Source organism: Rhabdonatronobacter sediminivivens, assembly GCF_013415485.1.
In the GTDB taxonomy this organism is placed as follows: domain Bacteria; phylum Pseudomonadota; class Alphaproteobacteria; order Rhodobacterales; family Rhodobacteraceae; genus Rhabdonatronobacter; species Rhabdonatronobacter sediminivivens.
In genome coordinates this window covers 1-17502 of the sequence record NZ_JACBXS010000051.1, presented here as the reverse complement: position 1 = coordinate 17502, position 17502 = coordinate 1, and the positions used below count along the sequence as shown (strand labels likewise).

Genomic DNA, 17502 nt, shown 5'->3' with positions numbered 1-17502 from the left:
GACCGCAGAGGCCGCCTAACCATGATCCCGGCAGCGCTGCCCCGACCCGATTTCAACATTCATCGGGACATCCCCGCGGCGATCCCCGCCCAGGCCAGGGCACGTCCCAACCGCGAAAAACGCTGCGGCGCATGCCCCGCCGGTCCGGCAGCGATGTTGCGATCCATGAAAGCGCCTTTCTTCCAAGCCTGTGCCTGAGGCGCCCGTTCAACGCGTTGCAGGACAGGTTCCCACCGTATGTAACGACGGCGAAAACGAAGCGGTTCCGCGACAAGGCGCGGAACCCATGCCGTGGATGCGGGTTCTTCAGACAACACCTGCACGGCGCCACCCCGGCACCGCGGCAGGCGCAACAAGAGTTCGGTGAGGGTCGATGAACCTGAAGAAAGCGAATGGCAGGTGGCGGCAGGTGCTTGGCAGCGTCAAGGAGCGCTGGGGCGCCCTGAACGACAACGAATTCACCCGGATCGACGGCAGACGCGAGCGTATGGTCGGCAAGCTGCAAGAAGCTTACGGGATCGCCCGCGAAGACGCCGAGCGGCACGTAAACGACTGGAGCGCGCGCGTCTGAGGCCGTGCGACTTTTCCAAACCACTCACAGAAAAACGGATCAAGGAGAAACATCATGGCTCAGCAAACCGCATCTGACATCAAGGACAAGGCCGCCGACGTCAAGGACAAGGCCGCGGAACACGCGCGCTCGGCCGCCGAGGATCTGTCCGAGGACCTGGCAATGTTGAAAATGCAGATCGAAGAGCTGACCACCAATATGGCCGGGCTTGCGAGCAAGAAGGTGGAGGCCGGGGCGCACCACATCGGCGCGACCGCCCGCGACGGCTATGACAAGGCCGCGGATACCGCCGAAACCGCCTATGCCGAGGTGGAGCGCTACACCTCGGAGCGCCCGGTCGAAGCACTTGGCATCGCGGCGGGGATCGGCCTTCTTGCCGGGCTTTTCCTGGCGCGGCGCTGACAGGGCGCCGCACAGGCTGACCATTGCAGCCACGCCCGATTTCGGGTGCGGCGTCATGCGGTGGTGTCGAAAACCACGTTCAAGGTCACAGATGGCGTTGGCACCCACCCGGCGGCCCTTGAGGCACTGCCGGGTGGGCGCTTTGACGCATGGCGGCATGTCTCGGCACCGCAGTGCTGCCGCCAGACCCTGCTGAAATCGTGTTTCGTGCCGGTTGGGTCAGATCACAGATACACCGAAGGCCTGCCACGCTCGGGATGGCTGACCTCAGGCCGCTACATGATGGTCGCGGCCTTTGCCCGGATCGGCAAGGAAAAGATCGACCCCATTCTCGGCACAACCACGAAAACCGCTTGGTCATGACCTCAGGCCATGCGGCAAAGTGCACCAGCGTGACGGACGTGACCGGTTGCCGTGCCGCCAGGGTAATGCAAGAAGCCGACCGGGCCAGGTGCCAGGCAGCGGGCACAGGATCGCGCCGGTCGTCATCGGCGCCCGGACGACCACGCACCCTCCACGGAGCGACCCACATGCACCTTTACGCCTGTCCCGTCTGCAACAGCCGTCTGTTCTTTGAAAACGATCACTGCATGGCCTGCGGCGCCGAAACCGTCTTTGACCTGGCGCGCAACCGCATGCTTCCACGCCGCGCGCCCCCGCCGAGCGGCGGGCCATCGGACAGGAGTTGCGCCAACCGTGAGGGCGCCGGGTGTAATTGGAGCGCCACGCCGGGGCAGCGCTATTGCCCGTCCTGCGCCACCACCCGCACCATCCCCGACCTGACGCTGGCCCAAAACCGCTCCTACTGGCGCGCCGCCGAGGCGGCAAAGCGCTGGGTGCTGTGGGGGCTGATGCGGCTGGGGTGGTTCGGACCCGGGGACGCGGGCCCGCTTCCGGTCTTTGACATGGTTGCCGAGGAGACCTCGGGCGGGCCGGTGTCGGTGGTCATGGGCCATGCCTCCGGGGTGATCACCCTGAACGTCTCCGAGGCCGACCCGGCGCGGCTGGCCCTGCGCCGCACCGAACTGGGCGAGCCATATCGCACCGTCATGGGCCATGTGCGCCACGAACTGGCGCATTACCTGCACTGGCGTCTGGTCGAGGAAGACGCGCGCTTTGCCCAGGCGTTCCGCGCCCTGTTCGGCGATGAGCGGGCGGATTACGCCGAAGCCCTGCGCCGCCACTACACCGCCCCCGGCGCGGCCGGGGATGCGCATATCTCCAGCTACGCCACCGCGCACCCGCACGAAGACTGGGCCGAGACCACCGCCCATGTCCTGCATCTTCTGGACATTGCCGACAGTTTCGGCGCCACCGGGTTCCGGACCGAAGTGCAGGACCGCTGGTCCGGCGATGCCTATCGCAGCGCCGCCCCCGAGGCGGTGATCGACCGGGCCGCGGAAATCGGACTCGGCATGAACCACGTCAACCGCGCCATGGGGCTGTCGGACCTGTATCCGTTCGTGATTGCAGGCGGGGTGCGCAGCAAGCTGGAGTTTGCGCTGCACGCGCTGCGTCGGTGACAGGCCGATTCCGGATGCGCGCGTCCCGACCGCGCGGCCAGCGTCCGGTCAACCGAAAGCCTCGGCGATCCGGCGCAATTCCTGTCGCTCGCTGTCCAGCACCAGCGCATCTTCGGCGCGGGCCAGCGCCTCTTTCGCGTGCCGCCGCGCGGGGGCGGCGAAGACGTCGGGGCGCGCGCGCGCCAGATCGCGCAAGAGGCTCAGGATAACGTGATGCACCTCGACCATCTGGGCGCCGTCACGGGCAATGGGACGGATCAGATCGGTCAGGAACGCTTCGGGGCACAGCCCGGGCATCCAGATGCGGTGATGGATGATCTCGGGTTCCGCGGGGGTGTCCCAGTCCTGAAGGATGGCGATGGCGCGGCGCAGCACGTCGATGGCGGTGCCCGGGTCATTGACCGCCGGAGACAGGGCGCGCGAGGCGGTTTCGGCAAAGACGATCATGCCGAATTGCGGATCCTGCGCGAAGCTTCGGACCGGACCGACGGTGAAACATTTCGCCAGCGCCCGGATCAGGGCCGCATCGGGCAGACCGCCCGGCGTGCTGACAAAGGCCAGCGGACGCACCACGCTGGTAAACCGGCCCGGCGGACGGTCGATCCAGATGCGCAGATCATGCTCCTCTGCCAGGCGCTGCAGGCTGATCAGATCGATATGCCGGACAAATCCGCTGCACGGCGGGGTCAGGGCCCGCATTCCGTCGGTGGCCGGCATGTTGTGCAGCGGGTTGCAGGACAGATAGGGGTCACGGAGGCGGCATTTCAGGGAGTGGTCCACCGCGGTTTCAATGCGCGAAAGCGTATCGGGGATCCGCCCGAAGGAACGCAACGCATTGATCCAGCGGATGAAGGCGACAAAGATCAGCAAGATCACCACCAGCGTCATGCCGAACAGGATCAACCGGCCTCCTTCTTCGTAGAACCCCATGGTCAGTCCGATGATTCCGACCAGCGAGAACGCGAACGCACCCAGAAAGGTCGCCAGCGCGTTTTGCGATACCCGGTCCTCCAGAAGCAGTTCGGTGGCACGCGGGGTTGCGCCATCGGCGGCACCGGCAATGGCGCTGGCCATGATGCCCATGGAAAACGTGGCCACCGTCAACATCGACGTCGCCACCACCTCGAGGATGGTTTCGGCAGACTCCGCACCGATCTGCAGGGCAAGGTCCGAGGGGATGAACGGACGCAGCCACATCGCCAGCAGCGCCGTCAGGACGGAAAGCAGCGTGTAAGCTGTCACCTTCGTCCATATCTGCGACACCAGGTTCTTGAGCCGGAACGACAGGGACGACAGTGACAGTTGCATTGCGTATTCCTCTTCCTGCGGCCATGTCGAAATGACATCTGCGGCCCCGCCGTGACGATATACGCAGCGCTGCACCCTTGAGCCGCGAAAAAAAGGGGGCCCGCGAGCGGACCCCCTTTGCCATCATCGGGCGATATCAGCCCTCGTGTTCAGGCATGTCTTCCAGCGCGTCGCCGGTCATGGGAACCTGCACGCGCACGTCGCCATCTTCGTCGCTCCAGCCGATCTGCGCTTCGTCGATGGACAGCATCACGGTGTGGGCGCCCATGCCCAGAAAGCCGCCGACGTCCACCAGGATCCCCTGGATGGCGTTGTCGTCACCGATGACCAGATCATCGACGTTGCCGATGTTTTCGCCTTCGGCGTCATAGACATCGGCGCCGATCAGGCGGTCAGCGGTGCGTTCGTCACCTTCGAGCATCTGGTAATTGTCGGTGAACACTTCGCGCTGACCATGCTCCATCTGGTCACCTTCGGACATCTGGTCACCTTCGGCCATCTGATGGTCTTCGCCCATGCCGGCCGCGCTGGCTTCCTCGGCATGTGCATCCTGCATCTGATGGTCGCCCTGACGATAGGCGCGGACATCGAACCCGGCCTGCAACTGGTCTTCGTCCCACTCGGGCAGGTTTTCAAGCTCGTCCTCGGTCATGGCGATGACGACATCGAAGTCGTCGATGTCTTCGGCAACGTCCGTATCCGTGACGAAGTAAAGCTCGTCGATGTCCACCTTCACCGTGCGCGCCCCGAAGCCGAGGAAGCCACCAACGTCCAGCAGAACGCCGCGGATCTCACCATCCTGGGTCAGCACGATATCGTCGATCGACCCCACGTTCTCCCAGTCGTCGCGTCCGGCAACGAAGGTCTCGGAACTGGTGTAGCGCAGGCGGTCACGCTCTGCGGGGGTCATCTCGGCAGCGCCTTCTCCGATCTCGCGGGCGTCATCGCTCGTCAAGGTGTAAAGCGTCTTGCCGGTGAAGTCGCTGGCCAGGAAGGCAGGCACGGTCTCGGCGGCGCCACTGTGATCTGCGGCGCCGGTGTCGGCGGTCTGCGCTGCGGCGCCAAAGGCGACACTGGTGCTCAACGCGGTCGTCAGCATCAGGCGTTTCATGGATATCCTCCGTCGATTTGGTCAGAATTTGGTTTCGGTCACGCCCGTCCTTGGGCGCTCGGAATACAAACGCGAACCCTCCGCACCCGTTCCCTCCCGGAGCAGGAAAATCGTAAAAAAAAATTCCACTATGTATATGACAAACAACAAAAAAACCACCGGCGCACGTGGCCGGTGGCAGTTGCGAGGGATGGAACTTTGGGCAGATCAGCAAGCGAATGTCCGTCGCCTGCAGGGAAGTAACGCGGGTCCGTGCGATCCGTTCCCCGAAATTCCGGCGCTCCGGAAAAAACTGCGCCCGGCGGGCGGCGCTCCGGCGCGGCATGGGCCGCACGGAGCGCCGCGATGCGCTAGATTTGCGGGCGCATCCAGCTTCCCGCACGGTCGATCAGCCTTTGGCGCAGTGGCCGCGCCTCCCATGCCTGCAAGGTGACAGCCCGGGCGCAGGACAGATCACGCTCGAACACGTCGATCATTTCCCGCGCGAAACCGGCGTCAAAGACGTTCAGGTTGGCTTCGTCATTCAGGCGAAAGGACCGTTCGTCGAAGTTCGTCGACCCGACCGAGGCAAAGACCGTGTCCACAACCATCAGCTTGGCATGCATGAACGTGGGTTGATACTCGTGGATGCGCACCCCCGCCTCCAGCAACGTCCGCCAGAAATGGCGCGAGGCCCGCCGCACCAGTTCGGAGTCGGTATGCTCTCCGGGGACAAGGATGTCGATTTCGACCCCGCGCGCCGCCGCATCCCGCAACTGTCCCAGCGCCACATCATCGGGAACGAAATAGGGTGTGGCAATGCGGATATGGCGCTCGGCGGCCGCAATCGCCGTCATCAACATCATATGCAGGTAGTTTCGGCTGCCCGTGGTGCTGGCGACGATCTGGGCGACGGTCGCACCGCTTGGCTTCAGGTCGGGGAAATGGCACGCGCCGGTGAGCAACTCGCCGGTATCTTCGACCCAGTTCGCGGCAAACGCTCCCTGCAGCATGGCCACCATCGGCCCCGTGATCCGGAAATGCGTATCACGCCACTCGCCCGGGTTGCGGGCATCGCCCAGCCATTCGTCACCGATCCCTACGCCGCCCGTGAAGCCCACGTGCCCATCGACGATCAACAGCTTGCGATGGGTGCGGTTGTTGATCCGGTCCAGCGTGTACCAGTGCGGCGGACGGAATCGCACGACCTGAACCCCTGCGGCGCGCATCTCGGTCAACAGTTCCTGATCCATGCGCCTGGACCCGGCCCAGTCCAGAAGTACGCGTACGGCAACTCCGGCCCGGGCGCGTTCGACCAGCGCATCGGCAAAGCAGCGCGCAATATCGCCGGACCAGTAGATGAAGGTTTCGAAATTGATCGTTGTCTGCGCCGACCGGATCGCCGCAAGCATGGCCGGAAAAATGGTGTCACCATTCACGAGCGTGTCGATCCTGTTTCCGGCGATCAGGTTCGAGCCATATAGCCCCGCCATGCTGCGCACGAATTCGGGGTCCGAGGCGGCAAGGCGTGACGCCACCGGCGCACGCAACTCTCGCCTGTCCGGAACGATACTGAGCACGGCATCCCCCACATTTTTCCGCGCGCAACCCGCAAGGGCCGCGCGCGGAGTTCAGGGTTCTTCTGGAAATCGAATGTCCGGGGGCGTCAGTTGTTGCTCGCCCACTCGTCGACCTGCTTTTCGGCCTCATCCTTGGCGATGCCGTATTTCTCCTGGATCTTGCCAACCAGCTTGTCGCGCTCGCCTTCAACCTGCTGCAGTTCGTCGTCGGTCAGCTCGCCCCATTTCGCCTTGGCGCTGCCCTGCATCTGCTTCCACTTGCCTTTCACGGTGTCCCAATTCATCTGTATTCTCCGGTGTTAATGTTACAAAGACATCCCTCAACGCGGGTCACACCGCTTGGTTCCCTTCCCCGCGCCGGGCAACCGTGATAGCCTTCGCTTGCCGCTCCCAGGGCTGGCGCGCCGCTTCAACAATTGACAATGCGCCGTGACGTCCGCAGCCTCAGGTCGGGATTTCACGGCAGGGTACGAACATGAAAAAGACCGCCTGCGCCGCATGCCCCTTGCGCAAGTTCGAAATCTTCTCTGCATTCACGGAGGAAGAGGTCGAGTTCACCCAATCCTTCAAATCCGGCGAATTGCAGGTCGATCCGGGTACGACGCTTATGCTGGAAGGAATGCCCAGCCCGCAGATCTACACCGTGCTTGACGGGCAAGGGGTGCGCTACAAGACGATGGAGGACGGCAGCCGACAGGTCATCAACTTTGCGCTGCCGGGGGATCTGATCGGGCTGCACGCCGCCGTCATGGGCGAGATGTCGCATTCGGTGGAATCCACCTCGGCCATGCGGCTGTGCGTCTTCAACCGCTGCGATCTGTGGCGGCTGTTCGAGCGCTGGCCGGCGCGGGCCTATGACCTGACCTGGCTTTCGGCGGTGGAAGAGCATTTCCTGGGCGAGACGGTCGCGGTCATCGGCCGCCGCTCGGCCCGTGAGCGGGTCGCCTGGGGGCTGTTGCGCGTTTATTCAAGGTTGAAGGCAGTGGGACAGGAAAAGGACAACACCGTGCCCATGCCATGGCGCCAGCAAGACCTGGCCGATGCGTTGGGGCTGTCGCTGGTGCATACGAACAAGACCCTGCAACGCCTGCGTGGCGAGGGACTGGCCGACTGGACCGAAGGACGGCTTACAATCAGGGACCCGGCGGCGCTGGCGGGTGTTGGTCACTTCGAGATCGACGCACCGGTCCGCCGACCGCTGATCTGACCCGCCGATCTGGCCCGCCGATCTGACCCCATGAGCACGCCCTGGTCCGCGATGGCGGACGGGCCGACTGTCACATTGCCGCGCCGGGAATACAGGTTGCCCAGACCGTGGCCACGACTGGCATTCAATCGCGACGCGCCTGCGCGCGAAGCTGGTCCACCAGCGTTTTCAGCTTGTCGGGAAGCGCGTCTTCCAGATGCTTTCGATACATCAGCTTCAGATTTTCATCGATCTGCCGCACCACGGCGGGGTTCAACCCGTCGACGGTTCCATCCTTTCGATCTGATGGCATCATGGCGTCCAGAAGTCATGTGTATCGCTCCAGAATGCTTCATGCGGTATCGCATTTCAACACCGAAGCGCCAGGGCGGCGCTGGACGCGATGCAGAACAATATGAACCCCGGTCGCCGTACCGACGCAGATGTGGAAAGCGACCTCACCCCTTTGGAGCAAACGGCCATGGGCAAGACCACCGCGCGCGTGGTCATCGCGGCCACGGCGTGCAATCATGATCATCCCCCGGCAGATCCAGCACCAGCGTCTGGCCGGACCTGAAACAGACCCCATGGACGCCGGTCTTGAACGGGCGACGACCGAGAGCAAGTTGCAGCCAGCCAGTCACCGGAAACGGGTCCATCACGCGTTCCGGCGCAAGGCGCCGCGCAAGGCGCTTGCGGCAAGGCGGGTCTTCCAGCCCGCAGGCCCGGAAAGGTCCATGCGTGCCATCGCCTCGGCCTCCTGCGGGGCAGGGGGGCCGCGCAGGCCGTCGATGGCCAGCGACATCAGCGCGGGCAGGCGGTTGCTGGCGGTGCGCAGATCGGCAAGCGCGGGCAGCAGGACTTGCTCGATCCCGGAGAAATCGGTGCCGAAGGGGAAGCGGGGGAGCGCGTCGCCTTCATGCGGGGCAAGCCAGGCGCGCAGGGTCTCGGGCGTGTTGTTGCGCGCGGCTTTCGGCAGGCGCCAGGATTCCGGCAGTTTGCCGGCGGATTTTGCCGTCTCGGCGAGTTCCTCCTGAAAGCGACTGTCGGCAATCCGGATCAGCGCGGCGATGGTGTCGGCGTCGCTTTTGCCTCGCAGATCGGCGATGCCGTATTCGGTCACCACGATGTCGCGCAGGTGCCGGGGGATCGTGATATGCCCGTAATTCCAGCGGATGTTTGAGCTCAGCCCGCCCTTGCCCTGCCGTGTGGCGGGCAGCGTCAGCACCGCGCGCGCGCCTTGCAGCGCAAAGGCCTGATCGACGAAGTTGAATTGCCCACCGACACCGCTGACCACTTGCCCGTCCTCGGTGCCGTCGGATACGGCGGCGCCCAGCAGCGTGACCATCATCGCCGCATTGACGAAACGCGCGTCAACGCGGGCGGTGCGCTTGGCGTCCTCATCGCCGTAAAGCGCGTTGGTGAAGGAAACGGGCATCATGGCGATGCGGGCGCGGCGCTCCTCGGGAAGCGCCCTGAGGCGTTCGTAGAAGTCGCGGCTGTCGAGGAAGAACCCCGCATGGATCGCCGCGCCATCGACCTCGCGCCGGATCACCCCCTCCTCGAACAGCGCCAGCATCCCGTCCACCAGCATCTCGGTCACACCGTAAAGGCCTGTCTCGAAGGGTCCGGTTTCGGTGAAGCTCTCGCCCTGCGGAAAGGGGCAGTCCTCCCAGATCGGCGTGACCTGCCTGCGCTGGCGCAGGATCAGGGCATGGGCCACCGCGTCCCCCACCTCGCCAATGCCGATCTGCAGCGTCCCGCCATCCGGGATCAGGCGCGAGGCATGCAGCCCGATGGCATGGTCCCGCAGCCCGACCGGGCGCTTGACGAGGGAAAACAGGTCATGCGGCTTTTCCTTGGTCCGGACCAGCGCCGCGCATTCCGTGGCGTCCATCTCGGCCGGGCCGGGCATGAAGGGCAGGTCGGGATGGACCTGGCCGACAAAGGCGAAATCGGCATCGCCCTTGCGGCGCAGGGCCAGAAGGTCGCCGGTGATGTCGGTGTTGCAGGACAGGCTCAGCCGGTCACCTTCGCCCGCCAGAAGTTGCAGCACGAGGTTCGGGCGCTGGCTCAGCAGCACGTCGAGCGCGTGGGTATAGTTGGCCGAGACGTAATTCTGCTGCATCGGCGCGACCTTCAGCCAGTTCGCGGCCTGCAGGAAGAATTCGGTAACCTGTATGTTGTCGGGCAGCTTTCCCTCTCGCAGCAGTCGGGCGTATTCGACCTGCGGATAGGCGCCGAACAGCCGGTCGAGCGCGGGCTCCAGGAAGCGGCGCTCCATGTCCGAGGACGGGCTGGGGCGTTCCAGCGTCAGCGCGGTGAAGATGTCCAGCCTGATCGAGTGGTCGTCACAGGCCCGGCGCACCAGCTCGTTGATCAGCGTCACGGGCTTCCCCAGCCCCAGCGGCAGCGCCACGCGCAAATCGCGCCCGACATTGGCGAGGATCCAGTCGATGGCCGCCGCGTCCTGATCGAAGCGTTCAGTCATTTTCCCTTCGCGTCGCGCCAGAAGGCATCGGGCTTGAAGCGCGCGCCATGGGTCTTGGCCAGTTCTTCCAGCCGCGCATGGATTGCGTCATGGCCGCGCGCCCTGGCGTAATTCATCGGACCGCCGCGGAAGGGGGCGAAACCGGTGGCGAAGATCATCGCCGCATCGGCCTCGTCCGCGCTGCCCACGGTGCCCTCTCGCAGGCAGGTGGCGCAGGCGTTCAGCAGCGGCAGGATCAGCCGGTCGGTCAGGTCGTCGCCGATCTTTGCCGAGGGCTCCGGCCTGGGGGTGCCATCCGACCAGTCATAGAAGCCGCGCCCGGACTTGCGGCCCATATGCCCGGCCTCGACCTTCTCGCGCAACAGCGCCGGGATCTCGGCAATCGGCGTGTCCAGCGATTTGGTCAGGCTCTCGGCCACGTCGAGGCAGATATCGAGGCCCACCTGATCGGCCAGCGTCACCGGCCCCATCGGCATGCCGAATTTCAGCGCCGCCGTGTCGATGCGCTCTTTGGGCACGCCCTCATCGATCAGCAGCAGCGCCTCCAGCAGATAGGGCATCAGCGCGCGGTTGACGAGGAAGCCGGGACGATCGGCGACGGCCACGGGCAGGCGGTCGATGGCGGTGCAGAAACTGACCAGGCGGTTACGGGTCTCGGCGCTGGTCTTGTCATGGGTGACCACCTCGACCAGCGGCACCTTGGAGACGGGGTTGAAAAAGTGCAGCCCCGCGAAGCGCGTCTTGGCGGGCGCGTGATCCACGAAATCCGACAGAAGCAGGCTGGACGTGTTGGTCGCCAGAATCGCGCCCGGCTTCATCCGCTTGGCGAGGTCGGCAAAGATTTCAGCCTTCAACTCCGGCTTTTCCGGCCCCGCCTCGATCACCAGATCGGCACTCGCAACGCCATAGCCCGCCGGGTCGGGCATCAGCCGATCAAGCGCATCGCGGGTTTCCAGCGCGTCCTTATGCGCGTCCTTGCAGATGTCACCGGCGCGCCGGATCATCGCGCCGAGGGCGTCCTCATCGAGGTCCGACACCGTGACGCGCTTGCCCTGCAGGGCGATCCAGGCGGCAATTTCGGCGCCCATGATCCCGGCACCGACAACATGCACGCGTGCGATATCATCGCTGTCCCTCGCGGCGTTCTTCAACGTGCGGCGCAAGAAGAAGGCGCGGATCAGGTTGCGGCTGGTGTCAGATTGCAGAAGCCTGGCGAAGGACGCGATCTCGGCCTTCTGCATCGCTTGCCCGTCGTTGCCGTGTTTCTCCCAGATATCGATCAGCGCATAGGGCGCGGGGTAATGGACCTTGGGCGCGGCCTTTTCGGCCTCGCGCCGCATCCGCGTGGCGGCAAGCGACCGGGCAGAGGCCAGCGCGAAGGCGCGCGCCATAAGGCCCCGGCTGCGCTTCTCGACCTCGCCCTTGCGGATGGCTCCGAGCGCGGCGCGGAGATGGCGTTCCTTGACCACCAGATCGGCGATGCCCAGATCGTGCGCCTTTTTCGTGTGCGCGCTGCTGCCGGTGAGCATCATCTGCATCGCGGCGGTGGGCTCGATCAGCTGCGGCAGGCGCACAGTGCCGCCCAGCCCCGGATGCAGTCCCAGCCGCACCTCGGGCAGGCCGAAGGAGGCTGCGTCGATGGCGATGCGGTAGTCGCAGGCCAGCGCCAGTTCGAACCCCGCCCCGAGCGCCGGGCCATGCACGACGGCGATGGTCGGGCAGGACAGCCCCTCCAGCCGGTCGAGCACGCCATGCGCCTCGGTCAGCAGGGATTCCGCCGCCTCTGCGTCCATACCCGCCAGCGCGTCGATATCGGCGCCCATGGCGAAGCCGCCCGGCTTGGCCGAACGGATCACCAGGGCCTCGGGCAGCTCCGCCCCGATGCGCTCCAGATGCGCGTCAAGTTCGCGCAGCACGGCGTCCGAGATGGTGTTGGCGCTGGCGTCGGTCCGGTCAAGGACCAGCCAGCCGATGCCATCCTCATCCACCCCGTAGCGCCAGTGCCCGTCGCCGGGCGCGTCCCGCGCGGCGCCAAGTTCAAGCGCCGAGCCGCTCAGATACTCTGCCAGTGCTCCGTCCATCACACCCCCTCCAGCAGCATCGCGCCGCCCTGGCCGCCACCGATGCATTCGGTGGCGATGCCGCGTTTCGCCTGCGCCTTGCGCAGCGCATTCGCCAGATGCAGCACGATCCGGTTGCCGCTGGTGCCGACCGGATGGCCCAGCGAGATCGCGCCGCCATGCACATTCAGCCGCTCGCGCGGGATCGCGCCGACCGCACCGTCAAGGCCCAGCACGTTGCGGCAGAAACCTTCGTCCTGCCACGCGGCCAGACAGGCCAGAACCTGCGCCGCGAAGGCCTCGTTGATTTCCCACAGGTCGACATCCTCCGCGCCCAGCTTGTGGCGCTGCATCAGCGGCGTGGCCGACACAACCGGCCCCAGCCCCATCACCGCCGGGTCGAGCGCGGACCAGTCGCTGTCGACGATCCGCGCCAGCGGGCGCAGCTTGTGTTTCTCCACCGCCTCGGCCGAGGCGAGGACGCACCAGGACGCGCCATCGGTCACCTGCGAGGCATTGCCGGCGGTCACCTGGCCATAGGGTTTCTCGAAAACCGGTTTCAGCCCGCCCAGTTTTTCGACGGAACTGTCAGCCCGCACCCCGTCATCGTGGCGATAGACCTTGCCCGCGCGGTCGAAGGCGGGCAGCACTTCGTCCGACAGCGTGCCATCCTCCTGCGCGGCGGCCAGACGTTTGTGGCTTTCAACCGCATAGGTATCGGCCATCTGGCGCGTGATGCCGAAGTGATGCGCCAGAACCTCGGCGGTCTGGCCCATGCTCAGATCGGTGATCGGATCGGTCAGGCCGCGCTCCAGCCCGATCACCGGGCGCAGGTCGCCGGGGCGGATCTGAACCGCGTTCTTTGCCGTCGCCAGCGGGCCAGACGCGCCCTGCATCCCGGCCAGCCAGTCCACCGCTTCGTCGCGCAGGATCATCGGCGCGTGGCTCAGCGCCTCAGCCCCGCCCGCAAGGATCAGATCGCCTTGCCCTTCGCGGATGTATCGAAACGCGGTGTCGAGCGACTGCATCCCTGACCCGCAATTGATCTGCACGGTGAACGCCACCATCGCATCGCCCATCCCCAGGCGAAGGGCAGCGACGCGGGCGGGGTTCATCTCGTCTGCGATGACATTGACGCAGCCGAGGATGACCATGTCATAGGCCACCGGCGCGATGGGTTGGCGCGCCAGCAGCGGGCGGCCGCATTGCACGGCCAGATCGACCGGTGTGAAGGGGCCGCGCTTGCCGCGCACCTTCAGAAACGGCGTGCGTGCGCCATCGACCAGAAAAACCTCGCGCCCGCTCATGCTGCTTCGCCTTTCGTCGTCGTGTTCCTGCGCTGGCCAGAGCGCGCGCCGGGAAACATGGTGCTGATTTCGTCAGCGTTGAAATCGTCCACCGCAACCACCCGGTCCACGGCTGTCGCCTGATCGTCGAGTTGCGCTTTTTCGTCGGAGGTGATCAGTCCCGCCGCCAGCGCCGCCTCGGGCGTCATCTCAAGCTCTCGCAGGCGGTGACGCAGCGGCTCGGCGGCGATGACCTTGTCAAAGGCGTCATTCAGCGCCGCGATGCCCGGATGCTGCCCCGGCGTGGTCAGATCGGCGCCCAGCCGGTCACGCACCGGCCCCGGCTGGCTGATCAGCGCTGCGCATTTCGCGGTCAGCGCGTCAGACGGGCCACGCCCGGCGCGGCGCGGCGCAGTCAGCATCCGCAGCAACAGTGCCGCCGGGCGCGAGGGGAAATTCGCCAGCACCGCGTCCAGATGCTGCCCGATCCGCGCGAAGGAGCGCTGCGCGATATATTCGACCAGCGCGAACTCCTCCTTCGGCTTGCCCTGATCCTGCCAGCGCTTGAGCACGGCGGAAGTGATGTAAAGCTCGCTGAGAATATCCGCCATCCGGCCCGAGAGCATTTCCATCCGCTTCAACCCGCCGCCGATGCTCAGAAAGGCAATGTCGGCGGTCAGGGCATAGGCCGCCGACCAGCGGGCAAGCTGGCGATAGATCGGCCCCGCCCGCCCGACGCGCGGCGGCTCCGGACCGATCCGGCCACCGCTCAGCGAACGGGCGAAGCTGCGCCCGGCTGTGCGCAATGAGTGGCCGACATGGCGCCAGAAGTGTTTGTCAAACGCCGTGATCGCGTCCTCTTCCTGTGCTTCCTCCAGCGCGAGGATTTCGTCCAGAAGATGCGGATGCGCCCGGATCGCGCCCTGGCCAAAGACCATCAGCGAACGGGTGACGATATTCGCACCCTCGACCGTGATGCCGATGGGCACGGCGCGGTAGAGCGGCGAGAGGTAATTCATCGGCCCGTCGATCACGGCCTTGCCGGCATGGATATCCATCGCATCGGTGATCGATGCGCGCATGGTATCGGTGGCCGAGTATTTCATCAGCGCCGAGATCACAGCCAGCGCGCGCCCCTCGTCCAGCCCGGCGCAGGTCAGGTGGCGCGCGGCTTCGACTGCATAGGCATTGGCGGCAAGGCGGGCGAGAGGCTCCTGAATGCCTTCGAATTTCGCGATCGGCAGGTTGAACTGTTCGCGCACGCGGGCATAGGCGCCGCTGGAATGCGCTGCCAGCGTCGTCGCGGCGCAGGCGAGCGAGGGCAGCGAGACGCCCCGCCCGGCGGCCAGCGCGCTCATCAGCATCATCCAGCCGCGCCCGGCATACTCCGGCCCGCCGATGATGTTCTCGACTGGTATGAACACATCGGTGCCGGTGGTCGGCCCGTTTTCGAACATGGTGCCAGCGGGAATGTGGCGGCGCCCGGTCTCTACGCCTTCCAGGTCGGTCGGCACCAATGCGCAGGTGATGCCGGGTTCGGGGTCATCACCCAGAAGCCCGTCAGGGTCCTCCAGCTTGAAGGCAAGGCCAAGGATCGTGGCAACGGGGGCAAGCGTGATGTAGCGCTTGGACCAGTTCAGGCGGATGCCCAGCACCTCCTTGCCCTGCCATTCGCCCTTGCAGACCACGCCGCGGTCCACCATCGAGGCCGCGTCCGACCCGGCCTCGTTACTGCTCAGCCCGAAAGCGGGAAGTTCGCGCCCGTCGGCAAGGCGGGGCAGCCAGTAATCCTTTTGCGCGTCGGTGCCGAACAGGTGCAGCAACTCGCCCGGCCCCAATGAATTGGGCACCATCACCGTGACGGCAGCAGGCAGCGAAACCATGGACAGCCGCCGCACCACCTCGGAATGCGCGAAGGCGGAAAAGCCCAGGCCCCCATGAGCCTTGGAGATGATCATGCCGAAGAAGCGCTTCTCGCGCAGGAAATCCCAGACCGCGGGCGGCAGATCGCCGTCCTTCTGGTTGATCGCCCAGTCGTCAAGCATTTCGCAAAGCGCGCGGCAGGGGCCGTCAAGGAACGCTTGTTCCTCTTCGGTCAGGTCCGGCGCGCGCACGGCCAGCAGCTTGCGGTAATCTGGATTGCCCGAGAATAACTCGGCCTCCCACCAGACCTCGCCCGCGTTCAGCGCCTCGCGCTCGGTTGCGGACAGGCCGGGCATCGCCTTGCGTGCCCAGTGAAAGATCGGCTTGCTGATCCGGTTTCTGCGAAATGACATACTGACACCCTCCGTTCCGACCAACGCCCAAGGCCGCAGTCCGTTCCATCATGGATCTTGGCGCGCAGAACCGCGCCGCACCGGAGCTGGGGATGATGCCTGACCAGATGCCCGGCGTCTTCGGCTGGCGCAGTAGCCATGCGCAAGCAGGCATGATTGTCTGGGGCGGGGGGCATTCGGCTTCAAGGCAAGCGCTTGCCGTTGGCTGCAGGGTCTGCCCGCGCAGGAATGGGCAGCGATCATGCGATCTTCGGAAAACCGTGGTGCCCAGAGCCCGCCCGGAAACATGCCCTTCCCAAACCGCCCGCTGCGAAAAGGCCCTCAGGCGGCTGATGGAAACGCCGCGTTCCGGAACGCTCGGCGCGGTCGGTATCCTGGCGGCTGTCGGCTGACCCCTTCGCTACGCGCCCCCTGATCGCGCGTGGATGGGTGGGTGTTCACCCGGCGATCACGCCGCGCCCCTGATCTCGGCCAGATCTGCGAAACGCGCCGGGGCGTTCACAATCGCACCCGGGGCGGAAGGGGAACCGGAAGCGTCCGAGACCGTTGGTGTGCCAAGCGCCATCGCGTGCGCAAAAACCGTGAACTGGCGATTTCGCCGGTCGGTCTGTCAATCCAGGAGTTCCGCACATGCACAGCATCATCTATCTCGTCGGCCTTGTCGTGGTCGTGATGTTCATCCTGTCCTTCGTCGGCCTTGCATGACCGGCGCAGCGCAATCACAACCACGGAGATCACCATGAACACTCCCGTTCCACCGGCGGCGCCCGCCCGCGCGCCGCTTTCCGATCGCTCATACTGCGACTGGCCCGCCATCATTGCGGGCGCGGTCATCGCCGCCGCCGTGTCGCTGGTGCTTTACGCCTTCGGGGTGGGGCTTGGACTGTCCATCGTCTCGGCCGAGCCGGGCGAAGGCGTGTCGGCGCGGTGGTGGACCATCGCGGCCGGTATCTGGTTCATCTGGGTTACGGTCACCAGTTTCGGCATCGGTGGCTATCTGGCCGGGCGGTTGCGCCGACCGGTTCCGGATGCGACTGCCGACGAGATCGAATCCCGCGACGGTGCGCATGGACTGACCGTGTGGGCTGCCGGAACCGTGATCGGCGCAGTGCTCGCCATGGGCGGGCTGGGCGGCGTGATGGGGGGTGTGACCTCGGCAACCGGCACGGCGGCCGATTCGGTGTCCGAGGCGATGGACGAGCAGGGAGACTACTTCGCGTCGCTTGTCCTGCGCGGCGACACGGGCGAGGCCATTTCCAGCGATGCCATCGCAGAGACGCGCATCATCCTGATGCGCAGTGCGGCACAGGGTGAAGTCAGCGCGGCGGACCGCGAACGCCTGGTCCAGGTTGCAGCCGCCGAAACCGGCCAGACACCGAACGAGGTGGAAGAGGGCGTCGATCAGGCCCTGACAGCCTTCGACGACGCCCGTCAGCAGGCGGTGGAAGCAGCCGAGCAGGTGCGGATTGCCGGGGTCATTGCAGGGTTCGTCATCGCGGCAACGCTGCTGATCAGCGCGGTCGCCGCCTATCTCGCAGCCCAGACCGGCGGCAGCCACCGCGACCGCCAGATCCCCCTGAGCGGGCGTCCTGCGACTGCCTCGGCAGGGCGGGCGCCATCCGGGCCGACGGTTGGAGCCTGAGAGGCCAATTGGAAATGAGTTGAGTGAATTCAGCAGGTTGTGATTCTGTTCAGTTGCGACACAGAACGGAGATCATGATGGCCTGGA

The 17502-nt window shown here is 65.6% G+C and carries 16 protein-coding genes; 7 read left to right on the top strand and 9 right to left on the bottom strand.

Translation table 11 applies throughout. From position 1 onward, the window contains the following. The 5 genes from HUK65_RS18860 to HUK65_RS16320 all read left to right on the top strand — a co-directional run. Nucleotides 1-198: hypothetical protein (locus tag HUK65_RS18860; RefSeq protein ID WP_235442215.1), on the top strand; the 198-nt coding region annotated here is incomplete at its 5' end. Between the two features lie 175 nt (nucleotides 199-373). After that, nucleotides 374-571, top strand: a complete 198-nt coding sequence (locus tag HUK65_RS16335; protein WP_179907344.1) for a CsbD family protein — start codon at nucleotides 374-376, stop codon at nucleotides 569-571. 54 nt (nucleotides 572-625) lie between these two features. Further along, complete coding sequence (locus HUK65_RS16330; protein ID WP_179907343.1) at nucleotides 626-973, top strand: DUF883 family protein; 348 nt, start codon at nucleotides 626-628, stop codon at nucleotides 971-973. A gap of 45 nt (nucleotides 974-1018) precedes the next feature. Further along, nucleotides 1019-1336 (top strand): hypothetical protein, encoded by a 318-nt coding sequence (locus HUK65_RS16325; RefSeq protein WP_179907342.1) that lies wholly within the window; start codon nucleotides 1019-1021, stop codon nucleotides 1334-1336. A gap of 167 nt (nucleotides 1337-1503) precedes the next feature. Next, nucleotides 1504-2496 (top strand): zinc-binding metallopeptidase family protein, encoded by a 993-nt coding sequence (locus tag HUK65_RS16320; protein ID WP_179907341.1) that lies wholly within the window; start codon nucleotides 1504-1506, stop codon nucleotides 2494-2496. A 48-nt stretch (nucleotides 2497-2544) separates the two neighbouring features. On the opposite strand, the gene HUK65_RS16315 is transcribed toward HUK65_RS16320, so the two are convergent. From HUK65_RS16315 to HUK65_RS16300, 4 genes are all read right to left on the bottom strand, one after another. Beyond that, on the bottom strand, nucleotides 2545-3804 hold the full coding sequence (locus tag HUK65_RS16315) for a DUF2254 domain-containing protein (RefSeq protein WP_179907340.1): 1260 nt from the start codon (nucleotides 3802-3804) through the stop codon (nucleotides 2545-2547). A 136-nt stretch (nucleotides 3805-3940) separates the two neighbouring features. Further along, a complete protein-coding gene (locus HUK65_RS16310; RefSeq protein WP_179907339.1) occupies nucleotides 3941-4915 on the bottom strand; it encodes a PRC-barrel domain-containing protein in 975 nt (324 codons plus the stop codon). Nucleotides 4916-5265: 350 nt separating this feature from the next. Further along, entirely contained in the window at nucleotides 5266-6474 is a 1209-nt protein-coding gene (gene cls / locus HUK65_RS16305; RefSeq protein ID WP_179907338.1) for a cardiolipin synthase, read from the bottom strand. 86 nt (nucleotides 6475-6560) lie between these two features. Next, nucleotides 6561-6758, bottom strand: coding sequence for a CsbD family protein (locus HUK65_RS16300; protein ID WP_179907337.1), 198 nt, complete (start codon nucleotides 6756-6758; stop codon nucleotides 6561-6563). A 191-nt stretch (nucleotides 6759-6949) separates the two neighbouring features. Between HUK65_RS16300 and HUK65_RS16295 the strand changes: the two genes are divergently transcribed. Continuing rightward, nucleotides 6950-7681 (top strand): Crp/Fnr family transcriptional regulator, encoded by a 732-nt coding sequence (locus HUK65_RS16295; protein WP_179907336.1) that lies wholly within the window; start codon nucleotides 6950-6952, stop codon nucleotides 7679-7681. A 124-nt stretch (nucleotides 7682-7805) separates the two neighbouring features. On the opposite strand, the gene HUK65_RS16290 is transcribed toward HUK65_RS16295, so the two are convergent. The 5 genes from HUK65_RS16290 to HUK65_RS16270 form a co-directional block, all read right to left on the bottom strand. Further along, a complete protein-coding gene (locus HUK65_RS16290) occupies nucleotides 7806-7973 on the bottom strand; it encodes a NepR family anti-sigma factor (RefSeq protein ID WP_179907335.1) in 168 nt (55 codons plus the stop codon). Between the two features lie 345 nt (nucleotides 7974-8318). Further along, nucleotides 8319-10151, bottom strand: a complete 1833-nt coding sequence (locus tag HUK65_RS16285) for an acetyl-CoA hydrolase/transferase C-terminal domain-containing protein (RefSeq protein WP_179907334.1) — start codon at nucleotides 10149-10151, stop codon at nucleotides 8319-8321. Beyond that, nucleotides 10148-12232, bottom strand: coding sequence for a 3-hydroxyacyl-CoA dehydrogenase NAD-binding domain-containing protein (locus HUK65_RS16280; protein ID WP_179907333.1), 2085 nt, complete (start codon nucleotides 12230-12232; stop codon nucleotides 10148-10150). Before HUK65_RS16280 ends, HUK65_RS16285 begins: the two co-directional genes overlap by 4 nt. Beyond that, nucleotides 12232-13518, bottom strand: a complete 1287-nt coding sequence (locus HUK65_RS16275) for an acetyl-CoA C-acetyltransferase (protein ID WP_179907332.1) — start codon at nucleotides 13516-13518, stop codon at nucleotides 12232-12234. The genes HUK65_RS16280 and HUK65_RS16275 overlap by 1 nt, the downstream gene beginning before the upstream one ends. Continuing rightward, nucleotides 13515-15773, bottom strand: a complete 2259-nt coding sequence (locus HUK65_RS16270) for an acyl-CoA dehydrogenase (protein ID WP_179907331.1) — start codon at nucleotides 15771-15773, stop codon at nucleotides 13515-13517. Before HUK65_RS16270 ends, HUK65_RS16275 begins: the two co-directional genes overlap by 4 nt. 739 nt (nucleotides 15774-16512) lie before the next feature. Between HUK65_RS16270 and HUK65_RS16265 the strand changes: the two genes are divergently transcribed. Then, nucleotides 16513-17415 (top strand): hypothetical protein, encoded by a 903-nt coding sequence (locus HUK65_RS16265; RefSeq protein WP_179907330.1) that lies wholly within the window; start codon nucleotides 16513-16515, stop codon nucleotides 17413-17415. Nucleotides 17416-17502 lie beyond the last annotated feature (87 nt).